Annotated in this window: 16 protein-coding genes; 5 read left to right on the forward strand and 11 right to left on the reverse strand. The window is 56.4% G+C overall.

The genetic code is table 11. From position 1 onward, the window contains the following. Window positions 1-19: 19 nt before the first annotated feature. Both guaA and guaB read right to left on the reverse strand, forming a co-directional pair. Window positions 20-1597, reverse strand: a complete 1578-nt coding sequence (gene guaA, locus MARLIPOL_RS08925; RefSeq protein WP_012137730.1) for a glutamine-hydrolyzing GMP synthase — start codon at window positions 1595-1597, stop codon at window positions 20-22. Between the two features lie 64 nt (window positions 1598-1661). Then, the gene (gene guaB, locus MARLIPOL_RS08930; RefSeq protein ID WP_012137731.1) at window positions 1662-3125 is read right to left on the reverse strand and encodes an IMP dehydrogenase; all 1464 of its coding nucleotides are present in this window, start codon (window positions 3123-3125) and stop codon (window positions 1662-1664) included. Between the two features lie 215 nt (window positions 3126-3340). On the opposite strand from guaB, the gene xseA reads away from it, so the two are divergent. From xseA to MARLIPOL_RS08945, 3 genes are all read left to right on the forward strand, one after another. Then, window positions 3341-4708 carry an exodeoxyribonuclease VII large subunit gene (gene xseA, locus MARLIPOL_RS08935; protein WP_012137732.1) on the forward strand — a complete coding sequence of 456 codons (1368 nt, stop codon included), beginning with the start codon at window positions 3341-3343 and terminating at the stop codon, window positions 4706-4708. Between the two features lie 40 nt (window positions 4709-4748). Continuing rightward, complete coding sequence (locus tag MARLIPOL_RS08940) at window positions 4749-6671, forward strand: propionyl-CoA synthetase (protein ID WP_082446111.1); 1923 nt, start codon at window positions 4749-4751, stop codon at window positions 6669-6671. 321 nt (window positions 6672-6992) lie between these two features. Further along, window positions 6993-7202: a cold-shock protein gene (locus tag MARLIPOL_RS08945; protein WP_008169155.1), complete on the forward strand. Its 210-nt coding sequence runs from the start codon at window positions 6993-6995 to the stop codon at window positions 7200-7202. A gap of 94 nt (window positions 7203-7296) precedes the next feature. Here MARLIPOL_RS08945 and leuA read toward each other — a convergent pair whose 3' ends face one another. Then, complete coding sequence (leuA, locus tag MARLIPOL_RS08950) at window positions 7297-8997, reverse strand: 2-isopropylmalate synthase (RefSeq protein WP_012137734.1); 1701 nt, start codon at window positions 8995-8997, stop codon at window positions 7297-7299. A gap of 145 nt (window positions 8998-9142) precedes the next feature. On the opposite strand from leuA, the gene MARLIPOL_RS08955 reads away from it, so the two are divergent. Continuing rightward, window positions 9143-9640, forward strand: coding sequence for an Lrp/AsnC family transcriptional regulator (locus MARLIPOL_RS08955; protein WP_012137735.1), 498 nt, complete (start codon window positions 9143-9145; stop codon window positions 9638-9640). 7 nt (window positions 9641-9647) lie between these two features. Here the strand turns inward: MARLIPOL_RS08955 and MARLIPOL_RS08960 are convergent, their stop codons facing one another. Beyond that, on the reverse strand, window positions 9648-10280 hold the full coding sequence (locus MARLIPOL_RS08960) for a TetR/AcrR family transcriptional regulator (protein WP_012137736.1): 633 nt from the start codon (window positions 10278-10280) through the stop codon (window positions 9648-9650). Window positions 10281-10416: 136 nt separating this feature from the next. Between MARLIPOL_RS08960 and MARLIPOL_RS08965 the strand changes: the two genes are divergently transcribed. Beyond that, a complete protein-coding gene (locus tag MARLIPOL_RS08965; protein ID WP_012137737.1) occupies window positions 10417-12150 on the forward strand; it encodes a proline--tRNA ligase in 1734 nt (577 codons plus the stop codon). Window positions 12151-12177: 27 nt separating this feature from the next. Here MARLIPOL_RS08965 and murB read toward each other — a convergent pair whose 3' ends face one another. Genes murB through MARLIPOL_RS09000 form a run of 7 tightly spaced genes read right to left on the reverse strand, consistent with a single transcriptional unit; the run spans window position 12178 to window position 17907 of the window. After that, complete coding sequence (gene murB / locus MARLIPOL_RS08970) at window positions 12178-13224, reverse strand: UDP-N-acetylmuramate dehydrogenase (RefSeq protein WP_012137738.1); 1047 nt, start codon at window positions 13222-13224, stop codon at window positions 12178-12180. After that, the gene (locus MARLIPOL_RS08975) at window positions 13221-13700 is read right to left on the reverse strand and encodes a low molecular weight protein-tyrosine-phosphatase (RefSeq protein WP_036190999.1); all 480 of its coding nucleotides are present in this window, start codon (window positions 13698-13700) and stop codon (window positions 13221-13223) included. Before MARLIPOL_RS08975 ends, murB begins: the two co-directional genes overlap by 4 nt. Before the next feature lie 2 nt (window positions 13701-13702). Continuing rightward, on the reverse strand, window positions 13703-14491 hold the full coding sequence (gene kdsB / locus MARLIPOL_RS08980) for a 3-deoxy-manno-octulosonate cytidylyltransferase (protein ID WP_036191001.1): 789 nt from the start codon (window positions 14489-14491) through the stop codon (window positions 13703-13705). A 12-nt stretch (window positions 14492-14503) separates the two neighbouring features. Then, window positions 14504-14692, reverse strand: coding sequence for a Trm112 family protein (locus MARLIPOL_RS08985; RefSeq protein ID WP_012137741.1), 189 nt, complete (start codon window positions 14690-14692; stop codon window positions 14504-14506). Beyond that, window positions 14685-15713, reverse strand: coding sequence for a tetraacyldisaccharide 4'-kinase (gene lpxK, locus MARLIPOL_RS08990; RefSeq protein ID WP_012137742.1), 1029 nt, complete (start codon window positions 15711-15713; stop codon window positions 14685-14687). The genes MARLIPOL_RS08985 and lpxK overlap by 8 nt, the downstream gene beginning before the upstream one ends. Then, on the reverse strand, window positions 15710-17485 hold the full coding sequence (gene msbA / locus MARLIPOL_RS08995) for a lipid A export permease/ATP-binding protein MsbA (RefSeq protein WP_012137743.1): 1776 nt from the start codon (window positions 17483-17485) through the stop codon (window positions 15710-15712). Before msbA ends, lpxK begins: the two co-directional genes overlap by 4 nt. Beyond that, a complete protein-coding gene (locus MARLIPOL_RS09000) occupies window positions 17482-17907 on the reverse strand; it encodes an ExbD/TolR family protein (protein WP_012137744.1) in 426 nt (141 codons plus the stop codon). Before MARLIPOL_RS09000 ends, msbA begins: the two co-directional genes overlap by 4 nt.

The following is a 17907-nucleotide window of genomic DNA, read 5'->3' on the forward strand; positions in this document are numbered from 1 at the left end:
CCGGCGCGCCCTTAGCCCTTTACTCCCACTCAATAGTGGCCGGCGGCTTGGATGACACATCGTAGGTCACCCGGGAAACTCCGGTAATCTCATTGATAATCCGGTTAGATACCGTTTCCAATAACTCATAAGGTAAATGAGCCCACCGGGCAGTCATGAAATCGATGGTTTCTACTGCCCGCAATGCGATCACGTATTCGTAACGGCGGGCATCTCCAACCACACCGACGGACTTCACGGGCAGGAATACGGCAAACGCCTGACTGGTTTTGTGATAAAAATCGGCTCGATGCAGCTCCTCCAGGAAGATGGCATCGGCACGGCGAAGAATGTCCGCGTATTCCTTTTTCACTTCACCCAGAATGCGAACACCAAGCCCCGGACCAGGGAACGGGTGGCGATAAACCATATCGTAAGGCAGCCCCAACTCCAGGCCTATGCGGCGAACCTCATCTTTGAACAGCTCACGCAGCGGTTCCACCAACTTCATTTTCATGGTTTCCGGCAGACCGCCCACATTGTGGTGGGACTTGATCACGTGCGCCTTACCAGTCTTGGACGCTGCGGATTCAATAACGTCCGGGTAGATGGTGCCCTGGGCCAGCCAGTTTACATCGCGAATACTGGCCGCTTCTTCATCGAACACGTCAATGAAGGTGTTGCCGATAATCTTGCGCTTTTTCTCCGGATCCGCCTCGCCCTTGAGTTTGGACAGGAACAGTTCCTCAGCGTCCACGCGGATTACTTTCACACCCATGTTGCTGGCGAACATGTCCATGACCTGATCGCCCTCGTGCAGGCGAAGCAGGCCATTATCCACGAACACACAGGTCAGCTGATCACCGATGGCCTTATGCAGCAGCGCCGCTGTCACCGACGAATCCACGCCCCCTGAAAGACCAAGCAACACCTTGTCAGTACCCACTTGATCACGGATCTGCTGCACCGCATCATCAACAATCTTGGCTGGCGTCCATAGCGCCTCACAGCCGGAGATATTCAGCACAAAGTGCTCGAGAATACGCTTACCCTGAAGGGTGTGGGTTACTTCCGGATGGAACTGAACCCCGTAAAGGTTGCGACTGAGGTCCTGCATGGCGGAGATCGGAGCACTTTCGGTGGAGGCCAGCAATTCAAAACCCTCCGGCAGGGCCACAACCTTGTCCCCGTGACTCATCCACACATCCAGCAGGGATTCACCGGTCGCAGTCAGGTGGTCGGTGATATCCTGCAGCAACGGGCCGGCGGCACGTACCTTGACCTGCGAATAGCCAAACTCCCGTTTTTCGGAACTGGCAACGCGCCCACCGAGCTGTTCCGCCATGGTTTGCATGCCATAACAAATACCAAGAATCGGGATACCGCGATCAAACAGGCCTTCCGGAGCACGGGGACCACCAAGCTGAGTAACAGATTCGGGACCGCCTGCAAGAATGATGCCTTTGGGGTTATACGCTTCGAGTTCTTCCTCGGTGATATCAAAGGCTCTGATTTCACAGTAAACCCCGATCTCCCGCACACGGCGCGCAATCAGTTGGGTGTACTGGGAACCAAAATCGAGAATCAGAATTCGGTGGTCGTGGATGTTCTGGGCCATGGAGTCCTCGAATCAGAAATAATAAGCGCGGTTCAGCCACTGAACCGCGCCCGGAAAGGCGTGATTAACCAACACGGTAGTTGGGTGCTTCCTTGGTAATGGTCACGTCATGGACGTGGCTCTCACGCATACCCGCGTTGGTGATGCGAACAAACTGCGGACGGGTGCGCATGTCTTCCATAGTGGCACTGCCGGTGTACCCCATTGACGCCCGCAAGCCACCCATAAGCTGATGCACGATATTGCGCATGGGACCCTTACAGGCAACCCGGCCTTCGATGCCCTCCGGCACCAGTTTCTCAATGCCCTTGCTGGCATCCTGGAAATAACGGTCACTGGAACCCTGCCCCATGGCGCCTAGGGATCCCATACCCCGGTATGCCTTGTAACTACGCCCCTGGAACAGCTCGACTTCTCCCGGAGCCTCATCGGTCCCCGCCAGCAGGCTACCAATCATGACACTGTGCGCACCCGCGGCAATCGCCTTGGCAATATCACCAGAGAAACGGACGCCGCCATCTGCAATCAGTGGGACACCACGCTCCTTCAAGGCAGCAGCGACGTTGGACACCGCGGAGATCTGCGGAACGCCAATGCCAGCAACGATACGCGTCGTGCAGATGGAGCCGGGACCAATGCCCACTTTTACTGCGTCCGCCCCCGCGTCCGCCAGCGCAATGGCAGCTTCCGCAGTGGCGATGTTGCCACCGATCACCTGAACCTCGGGGAAGTTCTCCTTGACCCAGCTCACACGATCAATCACGCCTTTGGAGTGGCCGTGTGCAGTATCGACCACAATCACATCCACGCCAGCTTCCGCCAGTGCCGTGATGCGTGCCTCGGTATCACCACCCGTACTGACAGCAGCTCCTACGCGCAGGCGCCCCTGCTCGTCCTTGCAAGCCAATGGGTAATCCTTGGCTTTCTGGATGTCCTTGACGGTAATCAGGCCCTTGAGCTCGAAATCATCATTCACCACCAGCACCTTTTCGATGCGATGGCGGTGCAGCAATTCTTTAACATCATCAAGGCTGGCCCCTTCCTTGACGGTAACAAGCTTGTCCTTCGGCGTCATGATATCCGACACCGGCGTGTCCATGCGGCTCTCAAAACGAATATCACGGCCAGTCACAATACCCACCAGATCACGGCCATCCACCACCGGTAAACCGGAGATGTTGTTGGCCATGGTGATGTCCACCAGCTCACGAACGGTGTTATTCGGGCTTACGGTAATCGGGTCTTTCACCACACCACTTTCAAACTTCTTGACCTTGCGAACGGCAGCTGCCTGTTGCTCGACGGTCATGTTTTTGTGCATGATGCCGATACCACCTTCCTGTGCCATGGCGATGGCTAACTCGGCCTCGGTCACCGTATCCATTGCTGACGACACCAATGGAACGTTAAGGGTAATGCCTTTGGTCAACTGAGTCTTCAGGCTGACCTCGTGGGGAAGAACTTCCGAAAATCCTGGGATCAGCAGAACATCGTCAAATGTGAGGGCTTCTTCGGCAATTCGCAGCATTGGGATCCGCCTTTTGAACATGCTAAGTTGGGATTTCACATGCTACGCCCGGCATGGCGCGGCAAAGCAAAAACCTTAATCGACCTATTATAAATGGGCTCGGGTGGACAGTAAACCGGCGTTATTTGAACCTTGGATTGCATCTTTTTGAAATTCCGCTATTTTTGCCCTTCAATTTTTCGGCTATTGCGTATGTTTAAACAGGGAGTCACACGTTGAATACCCCCGTTCAGGATTCCCGTCCCCGGGCATTGAGTGTCAGCGAACTGAATCACCAGGCCAAACACCTGCTGGAAACCAGCTTCATGCAAGTTTGGGTGGAAGGTGAACTGTCCGGATTTTCACGCCCGTCGTCCGGCCACTGGTATTTTTCTCTGAAGGATCGCAAGTGCCAGGTCCGGTGCGCAATGTTCAGAGGTTTCAATCAGCGCATCCGTGAGTTGCCCAAGGAAGGTGACCAGATAAGAATTCGTGGCAAAGTCACACTGTATGAAAACCGGGGTGACTTCCAGATTATCGTCGAACACCTTGAACCCGCCGGTCTGGGGGCGCTCCAGCAGGCGTTCGAGGAGCTCAAGAGAAAGCTGCAACTTGAGGGGCTGTTCGACGTTGCCCGCAAGAAAACACTGCCCCCGATCCCTCACCACATTGGCGTGGTTACCTCACCAACCGGTGCTGCGATCCACGACATCCTGACCGTGCTGGCACGTCGATGCCCAGCGATACCGGTGACCCTTTATCCCACAGCCGTCCAGGGCAAGGCGGCCACTGCTGACATTGTCCGCGCCATTGAGCGGGCTCAATCCCATGGGGTGGCCGACGTACTTGTTATCGGTCGCGGTGGTGGTTCCCTTGAAGATCTGTGGTGCTTCAATGAAGAGGCCGTCGCCCGGGCCATCGCCAGTTGCAGCATCCCGACAGTCAGCGCGGTTGGCCACGAGGTCGACGTGACCATCGCGGATTTCGTTGCCGATCTCAGGGCTCCTACGCCATCCGCCGCAGCGGAGAAAATCTCCCCGGACCAGAGGGAATGGGTAAGACAGGTAGACGAGAAAGCGATCCGCCTTGCCAATGCCGTGCGACGAACCCTGCAGCGTATGGAAACACAGATGCTGCACCTGGCAGCACGGCTCAGAGATCCACGACGCGAACTTATGGATAAGGCCCAGCGCATGGATGAGCTCGATATGCGCCTGGGTAAAGCCATAACAAACGCTCTGGAGCAGCGCAGCCTGCGTGCAGATCATTTGAAGCAACGGCTGCTGACGCAATCCCCCGGGCGCCAGCTGGACCTCGCCCAGGATAGCCTGCAGCGCCTCAAGGACAGACGGGACAAGGCTATTCGACTGCGCCTGGATCGCAACCACGACAGGCTCAGCCATACCAGCCAGACACTGCATGTGGTCAGCCCACTGGCCACACTTGGAAGGGGCTACGCCATTACCCGACGGGAGAGCGATGGCGCCATTATCCGGGATGCCAACGAAGTCGCTACCGGCGACGTCATCAATACACGCCTCGCCAAGGGAGATCTCACCGCCACCGTCACAGAGGTTCACCCCTCCAAGGAACAGCCCGACTAAGCCTATGGTCTAGTAGTCCTTCCCATCAAAGCGCCTACAGTTGTCGTTAACATCACTAAAACAACAACAGGATCATGAGGTAGATGGAATGGACTACAACTCTGAATTCAGGCGCTCGATCGACAGGCCTGACGAGTTCTGGCGAGAACAGGCAGCGAATATTGACTGGTTCAAATCGCCCGACACCATCTGGCAGGCAACCGACAATGGCCATGGCGAGTGGTTTCCCGATGGCGAGCTCAACTCCTGCGATGTCGCGCTTGACGCCAACATCCGTGCAGGCCGCGGAGATCAGACTGCCCTCATCTACGATTCGCCCGTAACCAACTCTCAGAAATCCTACACCTATAACGAGCTGACCGCCGAAGTCGCCAAGTTCGCCGGGGCACTGAGAGACCGGGGAATTTCCAAGGGTGACCGCGTTATCATTTACATGCCGATGATTCCGGAAGCGGTTGTCGCGATGCTTGGTTGCGCCCGAATCGGGGCCATACACTCCGTGGTATTCGGTGGGTTTGCTGCCCACGAACTGGCGGTACGCATTGATGACGCCCAACCCAAAGCTATCATTACCGCCTCTTGCGGCATTGAAGTAACGAAAGTCATCGAATACAAACCGTTGGTGGACAAAGCCATCGATCAGGCCAGCCATAAACCGGAATTCTGCATTCTGTATCAACGCCCCCAGGTAACCGCACAGCTGCAGGAAGGACGGGATTATGACTGGTCAGAACTGACAACCAACGCGCGGCCGGTAGAACCGGTCCCGGTCAAATCCACAGATCCGCTCTACATCCTTTACACTTCAGGCACCACAGGCAAACCCAAGGGTGTGGTGAGAGACAACGGCGGCCACGCAGTCGCACTCCGCTATAGCATGAAACTGGTTTACGACGCCAAACCCGGCGATGTTTACTGGGCCGCATCAGACGTGGGCTGGGTCGTTGGGCACAGCTACATCGTCTATGCCCCCCTGTTCGCCGGCTGCACTACCATTCTTTACGAGGGCAAACCGGTCAAGACTCCGGATGCGGGGGCGTTCTGGCGCGTGGTTCAGGACCATAAAGTCAACATGCTGTTTACTGCGCCAACGGCCTTCCGCGCTGTGCGCAAGGAAGACCCGGAAGCAGACCACCTCACGCGATACGATATCAGCTCCCTGAAAAGGCTGTTCCTGGCTGGCGAACGCCTGGACCCTGCGACCTACGAGTGGCTGCGGGAACAGACCGGCTTGCCAGTACTGGATCACTGGTGGCAGACCGAAACCGGCTGGGCCATTTGCTGCAACCCGGTCGGCATCGAGATGATGGCCACCAAACCCGGCTCCGCCACGGTTCCTTCCCCCGGCTTCAATGTCCAGGTGGTGGACATGGAGGGCAACCAGGTGCCAGCGGAAGAGCAGGGACAGATCGCCGTCAAACTCCCATTGCCCCCCGGCTGCATGATGACTGTTTGGGGCGACGACGAGCGCTTCCGCAAAACCTATCTCGACCCAATCAAAGGCTTCTACAGCTCGGGAGACGGCGGCTTCATTGATGATGATGGCTACGTGTTTGTCATGGGCCGGACCGATGACGTCATTAACGTCGCTGGCCATCGCCTGTCAACCGGGGAAATGGAGGAAGTAGTCGCCTCCCACCCTGCCATCGCCGAGTGTTGTGTGGTTGGCGCCCAGGATGAAATGAAAGGTCAGATCCCCGTGGGCCTGGTTCTCATCAAAGATGGGGCGACCATTGACCACGATGAGCTGGAGGAGGAGTTGGTGGATATGGTGCGCGAAAAAATTGGAGCCATCGCCTGCTTCCGGCGCGCCATGGTTGTTGAGCGTCTGCCGAAAACCCGTTCCGGAAAAATACTCCGACGGGTTATCCGTCAGATAGCGGACGGCGAAGACTACTCGGTTCCGAGTACCATTGATGACCCGGCAATTCTGGAGGAAATCCGACAACATTTCCGGAACTGAACCAACACCAGCGGCAACCGACTGAATATCCAGGCCCTGTATAGGCCGGGATATTCAGTGACGATTTCGTGACAAGCCGTTGTTTTTTCTGCCTTAAAAACCTGAATAAAAGTCATCAAAAAGCGTTGACGACCCCGAAAGTCGGTCTATACTGAAATTGCTGTGAAAATACAGCGGTATTTGGTGAAAGTGCTCCAACGTCCTGCCGCAGTGCTCTTCGTTGTCCCTTCCTCAGTACGCTCGGATTTCTCAGCATCGGTTTAACTCCAGAAAAACCGAAGGTCCCGTGAGGGCAAAATTTCAGGAATACAGGAAAGATCAATGTCTGATACAAAAACCGGCCACGTGAAGTGGTTTAACGAGTCCAAGGGCTTTGGCTTCATCGCTCAGGATGGTGGCAGTGACGTGTTCGTTCACTACAGTGCAATCAATGCCAGCGGTTTCCGCACCCTGACCGAAGGTCAGCAGGTGCAGTTCACCGTAACACAGGGTCCGAAAGGTCCTCAGGCGGAAAACGTAACCCCGGTCTGAGGTTACGCGACCGCCTTGCCCCTCACGGGCAATGGCAATGACCAAGCAGTTTAAAAAGCCGGCGTGTGCCGGCTTTTTATTGCCTGGAACCTGTTCAGGCTCCGGCAGATTCCATGGACACCACCACTGCGTCAGTGTTCGCCGATGCATCGACGACCTGAGCAACCGCCGAGAACAGGGCCTGAAGAGTCGCAGACGTCGTATCCTCCGCCAGTGCCGCGGCACTGCAATGGGCTCCGTTGGCAGTCAGACGGATACAGGCCAATGCATTGGCATTGGTGCCCTCACCCAAAGCAAACTCATCGTAAGCCTCAACGGCAATTTTCACTCCGTACCGATCTTCGAGGGCAGCGGACACCGCTTCTACAGCGCCGAGACCACGACCTTCCAGACGAATCTGGTGATCGCTCTGCCCCATACTGACCAGGGCCATCACACCGTCCTCGTCGCGGTGCAGATCGTATGACGTTAACGCCCATGCCTCGTGGACTTTCAGGTATCGCTCTTCAAACAGGCGATGAATGGTCAGGGAATCAATTTCGCCGCCGTTGACCTCCGCCTCACTCTGTACCACTTTACTGAATTCGATCTGCAACCAGCGTGGCAGAGTAATCTTGTAATCACGCTCCAACACGTAGGCCACGCCCCCTTTACCGGACTGGCTGTTGATACGAACCACCTCTTCGTACCGGCGGCCAAGATCCCGGGGATCGATGGGCAGGTAGGCAACATTCCAGACATCTCCGTCCTTGCGCCTGGAGAGACACTTGCGAATGGCATCCTGATGACTGCCGGAGAAAGCCGTGAAGACCAACTCACCCGCATAGGGATGACGTGGGTGGGTCGAGAGTCCGGTACAGGCCTCAACCACCTCGGTAATCTCGGCCATACAGGACAAATCCAGTGTCGGATCGATCCCCTGGGAATAAAGGTTCATAGCCATAGTGACCAGATCCATATTCCCGGTGCGCTCGCCATTCCCCATCAGGGTACCTTCCACCCGATCAGCGCCGGCCATAACCGCCAACTCCGCGGCCGCAACCGCACACCCACGGTCATTGTGGGTATGAACACTGATACTGATATGCTCACGGTAGCGGACCTGATCGCAAATCCACTCAATCTGGTCGGCAAATACGTTCGGTGTCGCCATCTCCACAGTAGCCGGCAAATTGATGATAACCGGCTGGCCCTGGTCTGGACGCCATACGTCGTTTACGGCATCGATCACTTCAGCAGCAAATTCCAGTTCGGTTCCGGTGAAGCTCTCCGGGGAGTACTGGAAGCTCCATTCCGTTTCAGGGTGGCGCGCAGCAATTTCCTTGACCAGGCGGGCGCCGTTAACCGCGATATCCCGAATACCATCGCGGTCGAGACCGAAGACCTGCTCACGCTGAACAGTGGAGGTGGAGTTGTAAACATGGACGATCGCCTGCTTCGCGCCCTGCAATGCTTCGTAGGTACGCTCAATGAGCTCCGGGCGCGCCTGGGTCAGTACCTGGATTTTCACATCCGCTGGAATGCGATCCTCCTCAATCAACTTGCGGCAAAAATCAAAATCCGGCTGACTTGCGGCCGGGAAACCGATTTCAATTTCCTTGAAGCCCAGTTTTACCAGCAAATCGAACAGCCGTTGCTTCTGGGCAACAGACATGGGCTTGACCAGCGCCTGGTTACCATCACGAAGGTCCACCGCACACCAGGTCGGCGCTTTTTCAATCACACGATCCGGCCAGCGACGATCTTTCTTGGCAACCGGCGTAAAAGCAACATACTTGCGATGATCAAATGCCATGACGTCTATTCCTTGCGCTTCTCAGGGACAATCTATGTATGGTGGACAGAATAACCGGAATTCCGGGACAAATGATTGCTATTTTTCATCTTTAATCTAGTATTTTGGTGTTTTCTGCCCATACAAATACAAAGGACGCAATATTGTGCCAACAACATCGGAAAACCTCATCAAAATCGACAAAACCGATCGCCGGATACTGGAACAGTTGCAGCAGGACGGCTCTCTTACCAACCAGGAACTCGCAGACAAAGTAGGATTATCCCCCTCCCCCTGTCTGCGACGGGTCAGAGCCATGGAGGACGCTGGCGTGATCGTGCGGAAGGTGACCATCCTGGACCATAAAAAGCTGGGGTTATCACTGACCGCCATAATACTGATCGGCATGGATCGCCACACGCCTGAACGTTTTGCAGCATTCGAGGAGCAAGTGGCGGAATATCCGGAAGTTCAGGAGTGCTATCTGATCACCGGCCAAGATGCGGACTATATGCTGAAGGTTGTGGTGCCGGATATGGATCACTACCACCACTTTCTTCTCAATCGCATTACCCGCATTCAGGGGGTCAGTGGCGTCCATTCCAGCTTTGTTCTGCGCCGGGTGATCGACAGCACGGCGCTGCCCCTTGGCTATTTATCCTGATACGAGGTCATTTTTCACAAATGAGTTCCCGCAAATAGGCTCTCACCATACATTTGAGTTCGGAAACCAGGCGTCGTGCCTCATCCTCTGGCAATGTCGCCGCCAGTCTCAAAACAGACCCGGCGGACCGGGGCACCATCAGGCAGGCATTCCAGCGTCGGTCATCGGGAACGTGAGGGTATTCTTCACTCAAGCGGGCGTCCAGATCCTTGGCGTTATTGTAGAGTTCCCGGAGATCCAGCTCGCGCAATTCCGGCATGGCCTCGACGCCACTCCAGATCGCCGAGTAAGCCGGTTCTGTCCTGTAAAACTCATAAAAAAGATCAATCAATACATCGACAGCATCCACCATGCTGACCTCACCCAACCGCTCCCGCAATGCGGTTTCCATGCTTTCAACATGGCGTTCTGCAATCGCTTTTACGATAGCGACCTTGTTGGGAAAATAACGGTACAGGGAGGCCAGCGACATATCGGATTGCCGCGCAATGGCTGACATGCTGGTACTATCCACACCGACCTCGTGGAAGATGGCAGCAGCATGTTCAAGGATGGTGTTCACGCGCTCACGGCTGCGGGCCTGAACCGGTTTCCGGCGCGGGGTGACACTAACGGGTGCTTCTGTGTTGTCTGCGGTCATATAGCCACTCGATCTGTACCTTGTGTGACAGGCTCCGTACAATAACCATCACTTTACGACAAATAAAGGTCCGGACGTGCCATATCGGGCCTGTCCATTAGTCTAAGAACCTTCACAACCTCATACGGAAGACACAATGCGAGCAAGCCGTTTCCTGATTGCTACCCAGAAAGAAACACCCGCGGATGCCGAAGTTATCAGTCACCAGTTGATGCTCCGGGCCGGTATGATCCGTAAACTTGCCTCGGGCCTTTACACCTGGCTGCCGATGGGTCTGCGTACCCTGCGCAAAGTTGAGCGCATCGTGCGGGAGGAAATGGACAAGAGTGGTGCCCAGGAAGTGTTAATGCCAGCAGTACAACCGGCAGAACTCTGGCAGGAATCCGGTCGTTGGGAACAATACGGCGGCGAACTGCTGAGGATGAATGATCGCCACGGTCGCGATTTCTGTTTCGGTCCGACCCATGAAGAGGTCATTACGGACGTGATTCGTAACGAGCTGAAGAGCTACAAAGAGCTGCCCTCCAACTTTTACCAGATTCAGACCAAATTCCGTGACGAGCGTCGTCCGCGTTTCGGCGTCATGCGCGCCCGGGAATTCATCATGAAGGATGCCTACTCCTTCCATCTGAACGCAGAATCCCTGAACGAAACCTACCAGGTCATGCACCGCACCTATTGCGCTATTTTTGATCGTCTCGGTCTCGACTACCGTCCGGTTCAGGCTGACTCCGGTGCCATCGGCGGCAGCGCTTCGCACGAATTTCATGTACTGGCGTCATCCGGCGAAGACGACATTGTATTCAGCAGCGATAGTGACTACGCCGCAAACATCGAGAAAGCCGAAGCGGTTGCACCCGCTGGTGATCGCCCTGCACCATCGGAAGAGCTGAAAGAAGTATCAACACCGGATCAGCGTACGATCGACGCCCTTGCAGAATTCCTTGGTATTGACGCTACCCGCACCGTGAAAACCCTGCTGGTCAAAGCTGAAGAAGACGACAACGGCGACTCCGGCGTGGTGGCCCTGATACTCCGTGGTGATCACACCCTGAACGAGATCAAGGCCGAAAATCTGCCTGGTATCGCCTCGCCTTTGACCATGGCCACCGATGAAGAAATCGAGAAAGCAACGGGATGCAAGGCGGGGTCCATCGGCCCAGTAAAACTGCCAGTACCTGTGATCGTTGACCGGAGTGCAGCGCACCTGGCGGACTTCGTCTGTGGCGCCAACAAAGAAGGCTTCCATCTGACTGGCGTTAACTGGGGCCGTGATGCGGAGCTCGGCCGTATCGAGGACCTCCGTAATGTGGTCGAAGGAGACGCCAGCCCGGACGGCAAGGGCACCCTGGAAATCCGTCGCGGCATCGAAGTGGGCCACATTTTCAAGCTGGGCAACAAATACAGCACAGCAATGAATGCCACGGTGCTGGATGAGAATGGCAAAAGCGTGATTCTGGAGATGGGTTGCTATGGCATCGGCGTTTCCCGGATTGTGGCTGCCTCCATCGAGCAGAACCACGACGACAAGGGCATTATCTGGCCCGACGCCATTGCCCCGTTCGAAGTTGCCGTGGTCACGCTGAACGCCCACAAATCGCCAGCAGTAGCGGAAGCCGGAGAGAAACTTTACGATCAGCTCCGTCAGGCCGGTTTTGACGTCCTGCTGGACGACCGGAAAGAGCGTCCCGGAGTCAAGTTCGCCGATATGGAGCTGATCGGTATTCCCCACCGTTTTGTGGTGTCTGACCGCGGCATCGAGGCTGGCACCCTGGAATACAAGGGTCGTCGTGACGCCGACAAACAGGACGTCACCCTGGATGAAGCCCTGCCTTTCCTGATTAACGCCTCGCCCCGAAAAGGGCTCTGACACAGGTACCAGACAGGTGCATTGGGGTCACACCCTCAATGCACCGTCCGGCGGGATAACACCGGGCTCCATTTCCAGTGCTATCCCGAACTTCGCCATGACGTCCTGTCGGATGCGCTCCGCCAGCGCAAGCACATCCGACCCGCTGCCGCCCGAATGATTGATGAGCACCAGCGCCTGGCGATTGTGGACGCCAACGCGATCGTTACGGAACCCCTTCCAACCGCACCGATCAATGAGCCAGGCCGCCGCCAGCTTGGCAGTCCGTTCGCCCGGATACCCGGGCATGTCCGGGTATGCCAACCTGAGCTCGTCCCAGACTTTCAGGTCCACCACCGGGTTCTTGAAAAAGCTGCCAGCGTTGGGAATCTTCTGGGGCTCCGGAAGCTTACGACGACGTACTGCCATGACCGCCTGGGCGACATCCAGCGGCGTCAGGGCTGAGGTGTCGGCTCCGTCGAAGTAATTGGCCAGATCCGCATACCCCAGAGACAGTTCCCTGGATCGGCACAAGCGTAGGCGCAACTCCGTAATAACGTACCGTCCGGGCTGGTGCTTGAACAGGCTGTCCCGATACCCGAATCCGCACTCTTCGTTGGCCAGGACTACCCATTCGCCTGTTTTACGGTCGAAGGCCGTGACGCTCACCAGGGTATCTTTCAACTCCACACCATAGGCGCCTATATTCTGTACGGGGGCCGCCCCTGCCGTCCCGGGAATCAGCGCCAGGTTTTCGATACCACGGTAGCCCGCAGAAGCTGCGTAGAGTACGGACTCATGCCAGTTCTCCCCCGCCCCCAACACCAGGACAGCCGAATCCCCTTCGATCTCTTCCCAGCGACGCCCGGTTATGGACATGTGCAACACCAGCCCTTCGAAATCACCGGCAAAGATCAGGTTACTACCACCTCCCAGAATCAAGGTGGCCAGGTTTCTCTGCGCTGCGACCTCAAGCAGGGCCTGAAGATCCTGGTCGGAGGTCACTTCCGCAAACCAACGCGCGCTGGCCGGGATGGACATAGTGTTCATCGCCGTCAGGCTGACATGCTCATCAAGCTCTGGTGGAAAGCTCAAGCCTGGCGCCTCCGTATCGCATCCAGGAGACCCTCGCTGGCGTCTTCAATAAGATCCAGCACGGTTTCGAAACCCTTGTCTCCACCGTAATAGGGATCAGGAACTTCCTCGAGTTCACTACGGCCATAACTCAGGAACAGCTCGGGCTCCGTACCGCCATTCTGTCGCCAGAACTCCCGAACGTCCGCAAGGTTCTGCCGATCCATCACCAGAATGTAATCGAAACATTCCAGATCACTGGCGCGGAACTGTCGCGCAATGAGACCGGAAATATCGATTCCCCTCTGACGGGCTTTTTGCTGGGCGCGATCGTCTGGCGCCTTGCCGATATGCCAGTCTCCTGTACCACAGGAGTCGATCTCTATCATCTCGTCCAGGCCCGCCTCGCGGACAGCGCGGCGAAACACACCCTCGGCACTGGGAGACCGACAGATATTGCCAAGACAGACAAAAAGAACGCTCACGGGTTTTCTCATAGTCATACGCCCCGTGCCTCGGTTTCCATCCACTGCCTCAGCCGTTCGAGGTCGGCTTCCGTATCGACACCAGCAGGTGGGGTCTCTCTGGCCTCTTCTACGTGAATGCGAGCTCCGTTATACAGCGCCCTCAGCTGTTCCAGGGATTCCGTCATCTCGGTAGGCGCGGGTGCCCAGCGGACAAAATCCGTCAACAAACGTACACGGTAGCCATAGATGCCAATGTGACGGTAGTAGTCTACTTCGTCCGGAATTGCCGCGGTCCACAACGACCAGTCCCCATTAGTCCAGGTATCCCTCGCCCAGGGTATGGGCGCGCGGCTGAAGTAATGAGCCATGCCGAGATGATCAGACACCACTTTCACCACATTCGGGTTGAACACGCTGGCTACATCCGTGATTTTTTCGCACAGAGTGGCGATGGCGGCATCGGGAAAACGCTTCAGGTTGGCGGCCACCTGATCGATCAGGGAGGGTGGGATCAGTGGCTCGTCGCCCTGGACATTGACCACCCTGTCATCCGGGGCAAACTCCAGCTTGCGGGCCACTTCCTCCAACCGGTCCGTACCACTGACATGGTCGGGCGAGGTCATGACCACTTCCGCGCCAAATGCACGGCAAGCTGTTTCAATTCGTTTGTCATCAGTGGCTATAACCACACGACTGGCACTGCTCTCCCCGGCACGTTCATAGACATGCTGGATCATCGGCTTCCCGGCTATATCTGCCAATGGCTTTCCGGGTAGGCGCGTGGAGGCGTAACGGGCAGGAATCACCACCGTAAAAGACATGGAACTCACCTATCAGCGTTTATCGAGGCGCTCGTCAGTGGACAAGGTACGGGCTTCCGTTGCCAGCATGACCGGAATGCCCTCGCGGATTGGAAACGCCATGGCATCCTGGTAGCAGATCAGCTCGGTTTTTTCCCGGTTCAGTTTCAGGTCCCCTTTACAGACAGGGCACGCCAGCATGGCCAGCAATTTCTTATCCATTATGCGCTCTCACAGGTTCATTAATTGTTAAATAATCCTTGCACTCCTGCACACGGGCCAGAAATGCCTTAGCAAAGGTCTCTGGTAATTTTGCCTGTACCGACAGCACCCAGGCATTGTCCGGAGCAAATTCGCGACATTTCACGGCATCCTTGGCCGTCATCAGCAGCCAGTCACCGTCACCTACCTGAAGATCCGCGGCACGAAACTTGTGGTGGTCCGCGAAGGCTGTCGCAGAAACCCGGGCTCCGAGTGCTTCCAGTGTAGCGAAAAAACGCCCTGGATTACCGATACCCGCAACAGCATGTACATGTTTTTCACGAAGACAGTCGAGGGAAGCCGTTTTACCGGTTTTCAGGTTGCGTAATTCTGCAGGTTCGAGGGTCATTGCAAACTGGGCAGGATGCTCCAGCTCTTCCAGAGTGCCGCCATTGGTCACCACGAAATCCACGCCTGAGAGCCTGTCCAGAGGTTCGCGCAAGGGACCAACGGGAATGCCCGCCCCATTCCCGATGCCTCTCTCGGCATCGAATACCGCCAGTTCGATATCCCGGGGCAACCGGTAATGCTGCAATCCGTCGTCACAAATCAGCACGTCGCCAAGCTGATGTTCAAGTGCCCACAAGGCACCGCGCTTTCTCTGGGGGTCAACCACCACAGGGCAACCGGTTTCCTGTGCCAGCATCACCGGCTCATCGCCAGCCACTTCAGCGCCAGTACCGGGGCCAACCTGCAGGGGGTATTCATTGGAACGACCGCCATATCCCCGGCTCAGGATCACCGGTCGCCAACCCTGCTCTTTCAACAAGCTCACAAGCCAGGCCGTCAGCGGGGATTTACCCGTTCCACCGGCGGTAATATTCCCAACCACAACAACAGGTACTGGCAGGGGCTCGTCTTTTACCTGCCAGGCTTTCCGACGCCGCCCTTCGGCTACTATCCGATACAACCAGGCTAACGGGTACAACGGCCACAAAGGCCGGCCATGGCTGTACCAGAGCCTGTCTGTCAGCGTGGTCATGCCTGCTCGCTGAACTGCATCTGATGTAACTGGGCGTAGGCACCGTCAGCGGCCAGAAGCTCATCATGCCGGCCGGACTCGACGATCTGGCCGCCGTCCATCACCAGGATGCGATCGGCCTTCTCGATAGTCGACAGACGGTGTGCAATAACCAACGTGGTCCTGCCCTGCATCACCGTTTCCAGTGCCTCCTGGATGTGCCGCTCGGATTCGGTATCCAGTGCCGATGTTGCCTCATCCAGTATCAGGATCGGCGCATTCTTAAGCAGCGCCCGGGCAATGGCCAGGCGCTGTCGCTGTCCGCCGGAGAGCATGACACCGTTATCCCCTATCATGGTATCCAGCCCGCCGGGCATCCGGTCGATGAACTCCAGTGCATGAGCCTTGGCGGCAGCCTCCCGAATTTCCTCGCGGCTGCAATGACGCAGTGCTCCGTAGGCAATGTTAGAGGCAATGGTATCGTTGAACAGCACCACATTCTGGGTAACCAGCGCAATTTGCGCACGCAACGCCTGGAGGGTGAACTCTTTGAGAGAATGGCCGTCTATGCGGATGTCTCCCCCGGTGTATTCATAGAAACGGGGCAACAGGCTGACCATGGTGGATTTGCCACTACCAGACCGACCAACCAGCGCCACGCTCTGGCCCGCCGGGATATCCACTGAGATACCGGTCAGCACGTCATCCAGTTGATCCCGGTAACGGAAGGACACATCATCAAATGTAATATCGCCGTTCACCCGTGTCGGACTGTAGGTGCCACCATCGTGCTCGGGCTCTTCGTCCATGGTACCGAACACATCATGGGCAGCAGCAACACCCTTCTGGATTTTCGCGTGCACGGACGTTACCTGACGAATCGGCTTGGCCATGGTGGTGGCGGCAGTGATGAAGGCGATCAACTCACCGGTGCTCATTTCGCCGCGAATTTCCGGCGCCAGCATGGTCCAGACCAGAGCAGCAATGGCCAGTGCCACCAGCACCTGGATAACTGGCACGCTTATGGCCTGGGTAGAAGCCATCTTCAGGCTCTGTTTCAGGTTACGCTCACTGACATCCCGGAATCGCTCACGCTCGTAATCCTCACCACCAAAGGTTCGAACCACGCGATACCCGGAGATGGATTCAGACGCTACGTGGGTAATATCCCCCATCGAGCCCTGTATCCGTTTACTGATCCTGCGGAATCGTTTACTGGCGTAGTTGACCACTAACCCGATAATGGGCCCCACGGCCAGGAACACCACGGTCAGCTTCCAGTTGGTGTAGAGCATGAAACCGAGCAGGCCAAGTATGGTCAGGCCTTCACGCAGGGTGATTGTCACCGCATTGGTGGTTGCCTCCGCGACCTGCTCAACGTTAAAGGTGAGCTTGGAGACCAGGCGCCCGGAGGCATTGTCATCGAAGTAACGGGAGGGCAGGCTCATCAGCCGGTCGAAGACCTGGTTCCTCAACGCATTAATAACCTGACGCCCGACGTAACTGATGAAGTACTGGCTCAGGAACGTACCTACACCCCGGAAAGCAAATACACCAACTATTAGCAGCGTAAGCAGGATGCGGTTCTGTTCCGTGGGGTTCTCAATGGCCTCAATAACGTACTCCATAGCCGCCGCCATACCAGTGGAGGCAGCGGCGTAGATCACGTTACCAAGAACCGCCAGCGAGAATGCCAGCCAGAATGGTTTAACGTAGGCCAGCAGGCGTTTATAGGTTGCCCAATTGGAGACGCCTTGCGACTCGCTGACGTCAGCCTTAGCAGAATCATTCACTGCCCGTCAGCCTCCCGCTCAGTGGTGATGCTCAGTTTTGCGAATCCCAGACGACCGGCCACATCCATGGCCCTGACCACAAACTCATGAGGTGTCCGGGCATCTGCCGTGATCACATAGGGCAACGAGCTATCACCTTCCGAGAGTTCCCGCACGGCCCGCTCCAGGGTCTCCCGGCGATTATTGACCAGGGTTCGGTCGTTGAGAATGTACTGTCCCTCGGCGTTGATCACCACATCAATCTCCCGCACCTCAGTCTCTGCACGTGCTTCCGCGCTCGCCTGTGGCAGTTCCACCTCAAGGTGGCTCTCACGGGTGAAGGTCGTGGAGACCATAAAGAAGATCAGCAGCAGGAACACCACGTCAATCAATGGTGTCAGGTCTACTCCGACCTCCTGGCTTCTCTGGCGCTTGAACTTCAC

Origin of the sequence: Marinobacter lipolyticus SM19, assembly GCF_000397065.2 — a bacterium.
GTDB lineage: Bacteria > Pseudomonadota > Gammaproteobacteria > Pseudomonadales > Oleiphilaceae > Marinobacter > Marinobacter lipolyticus.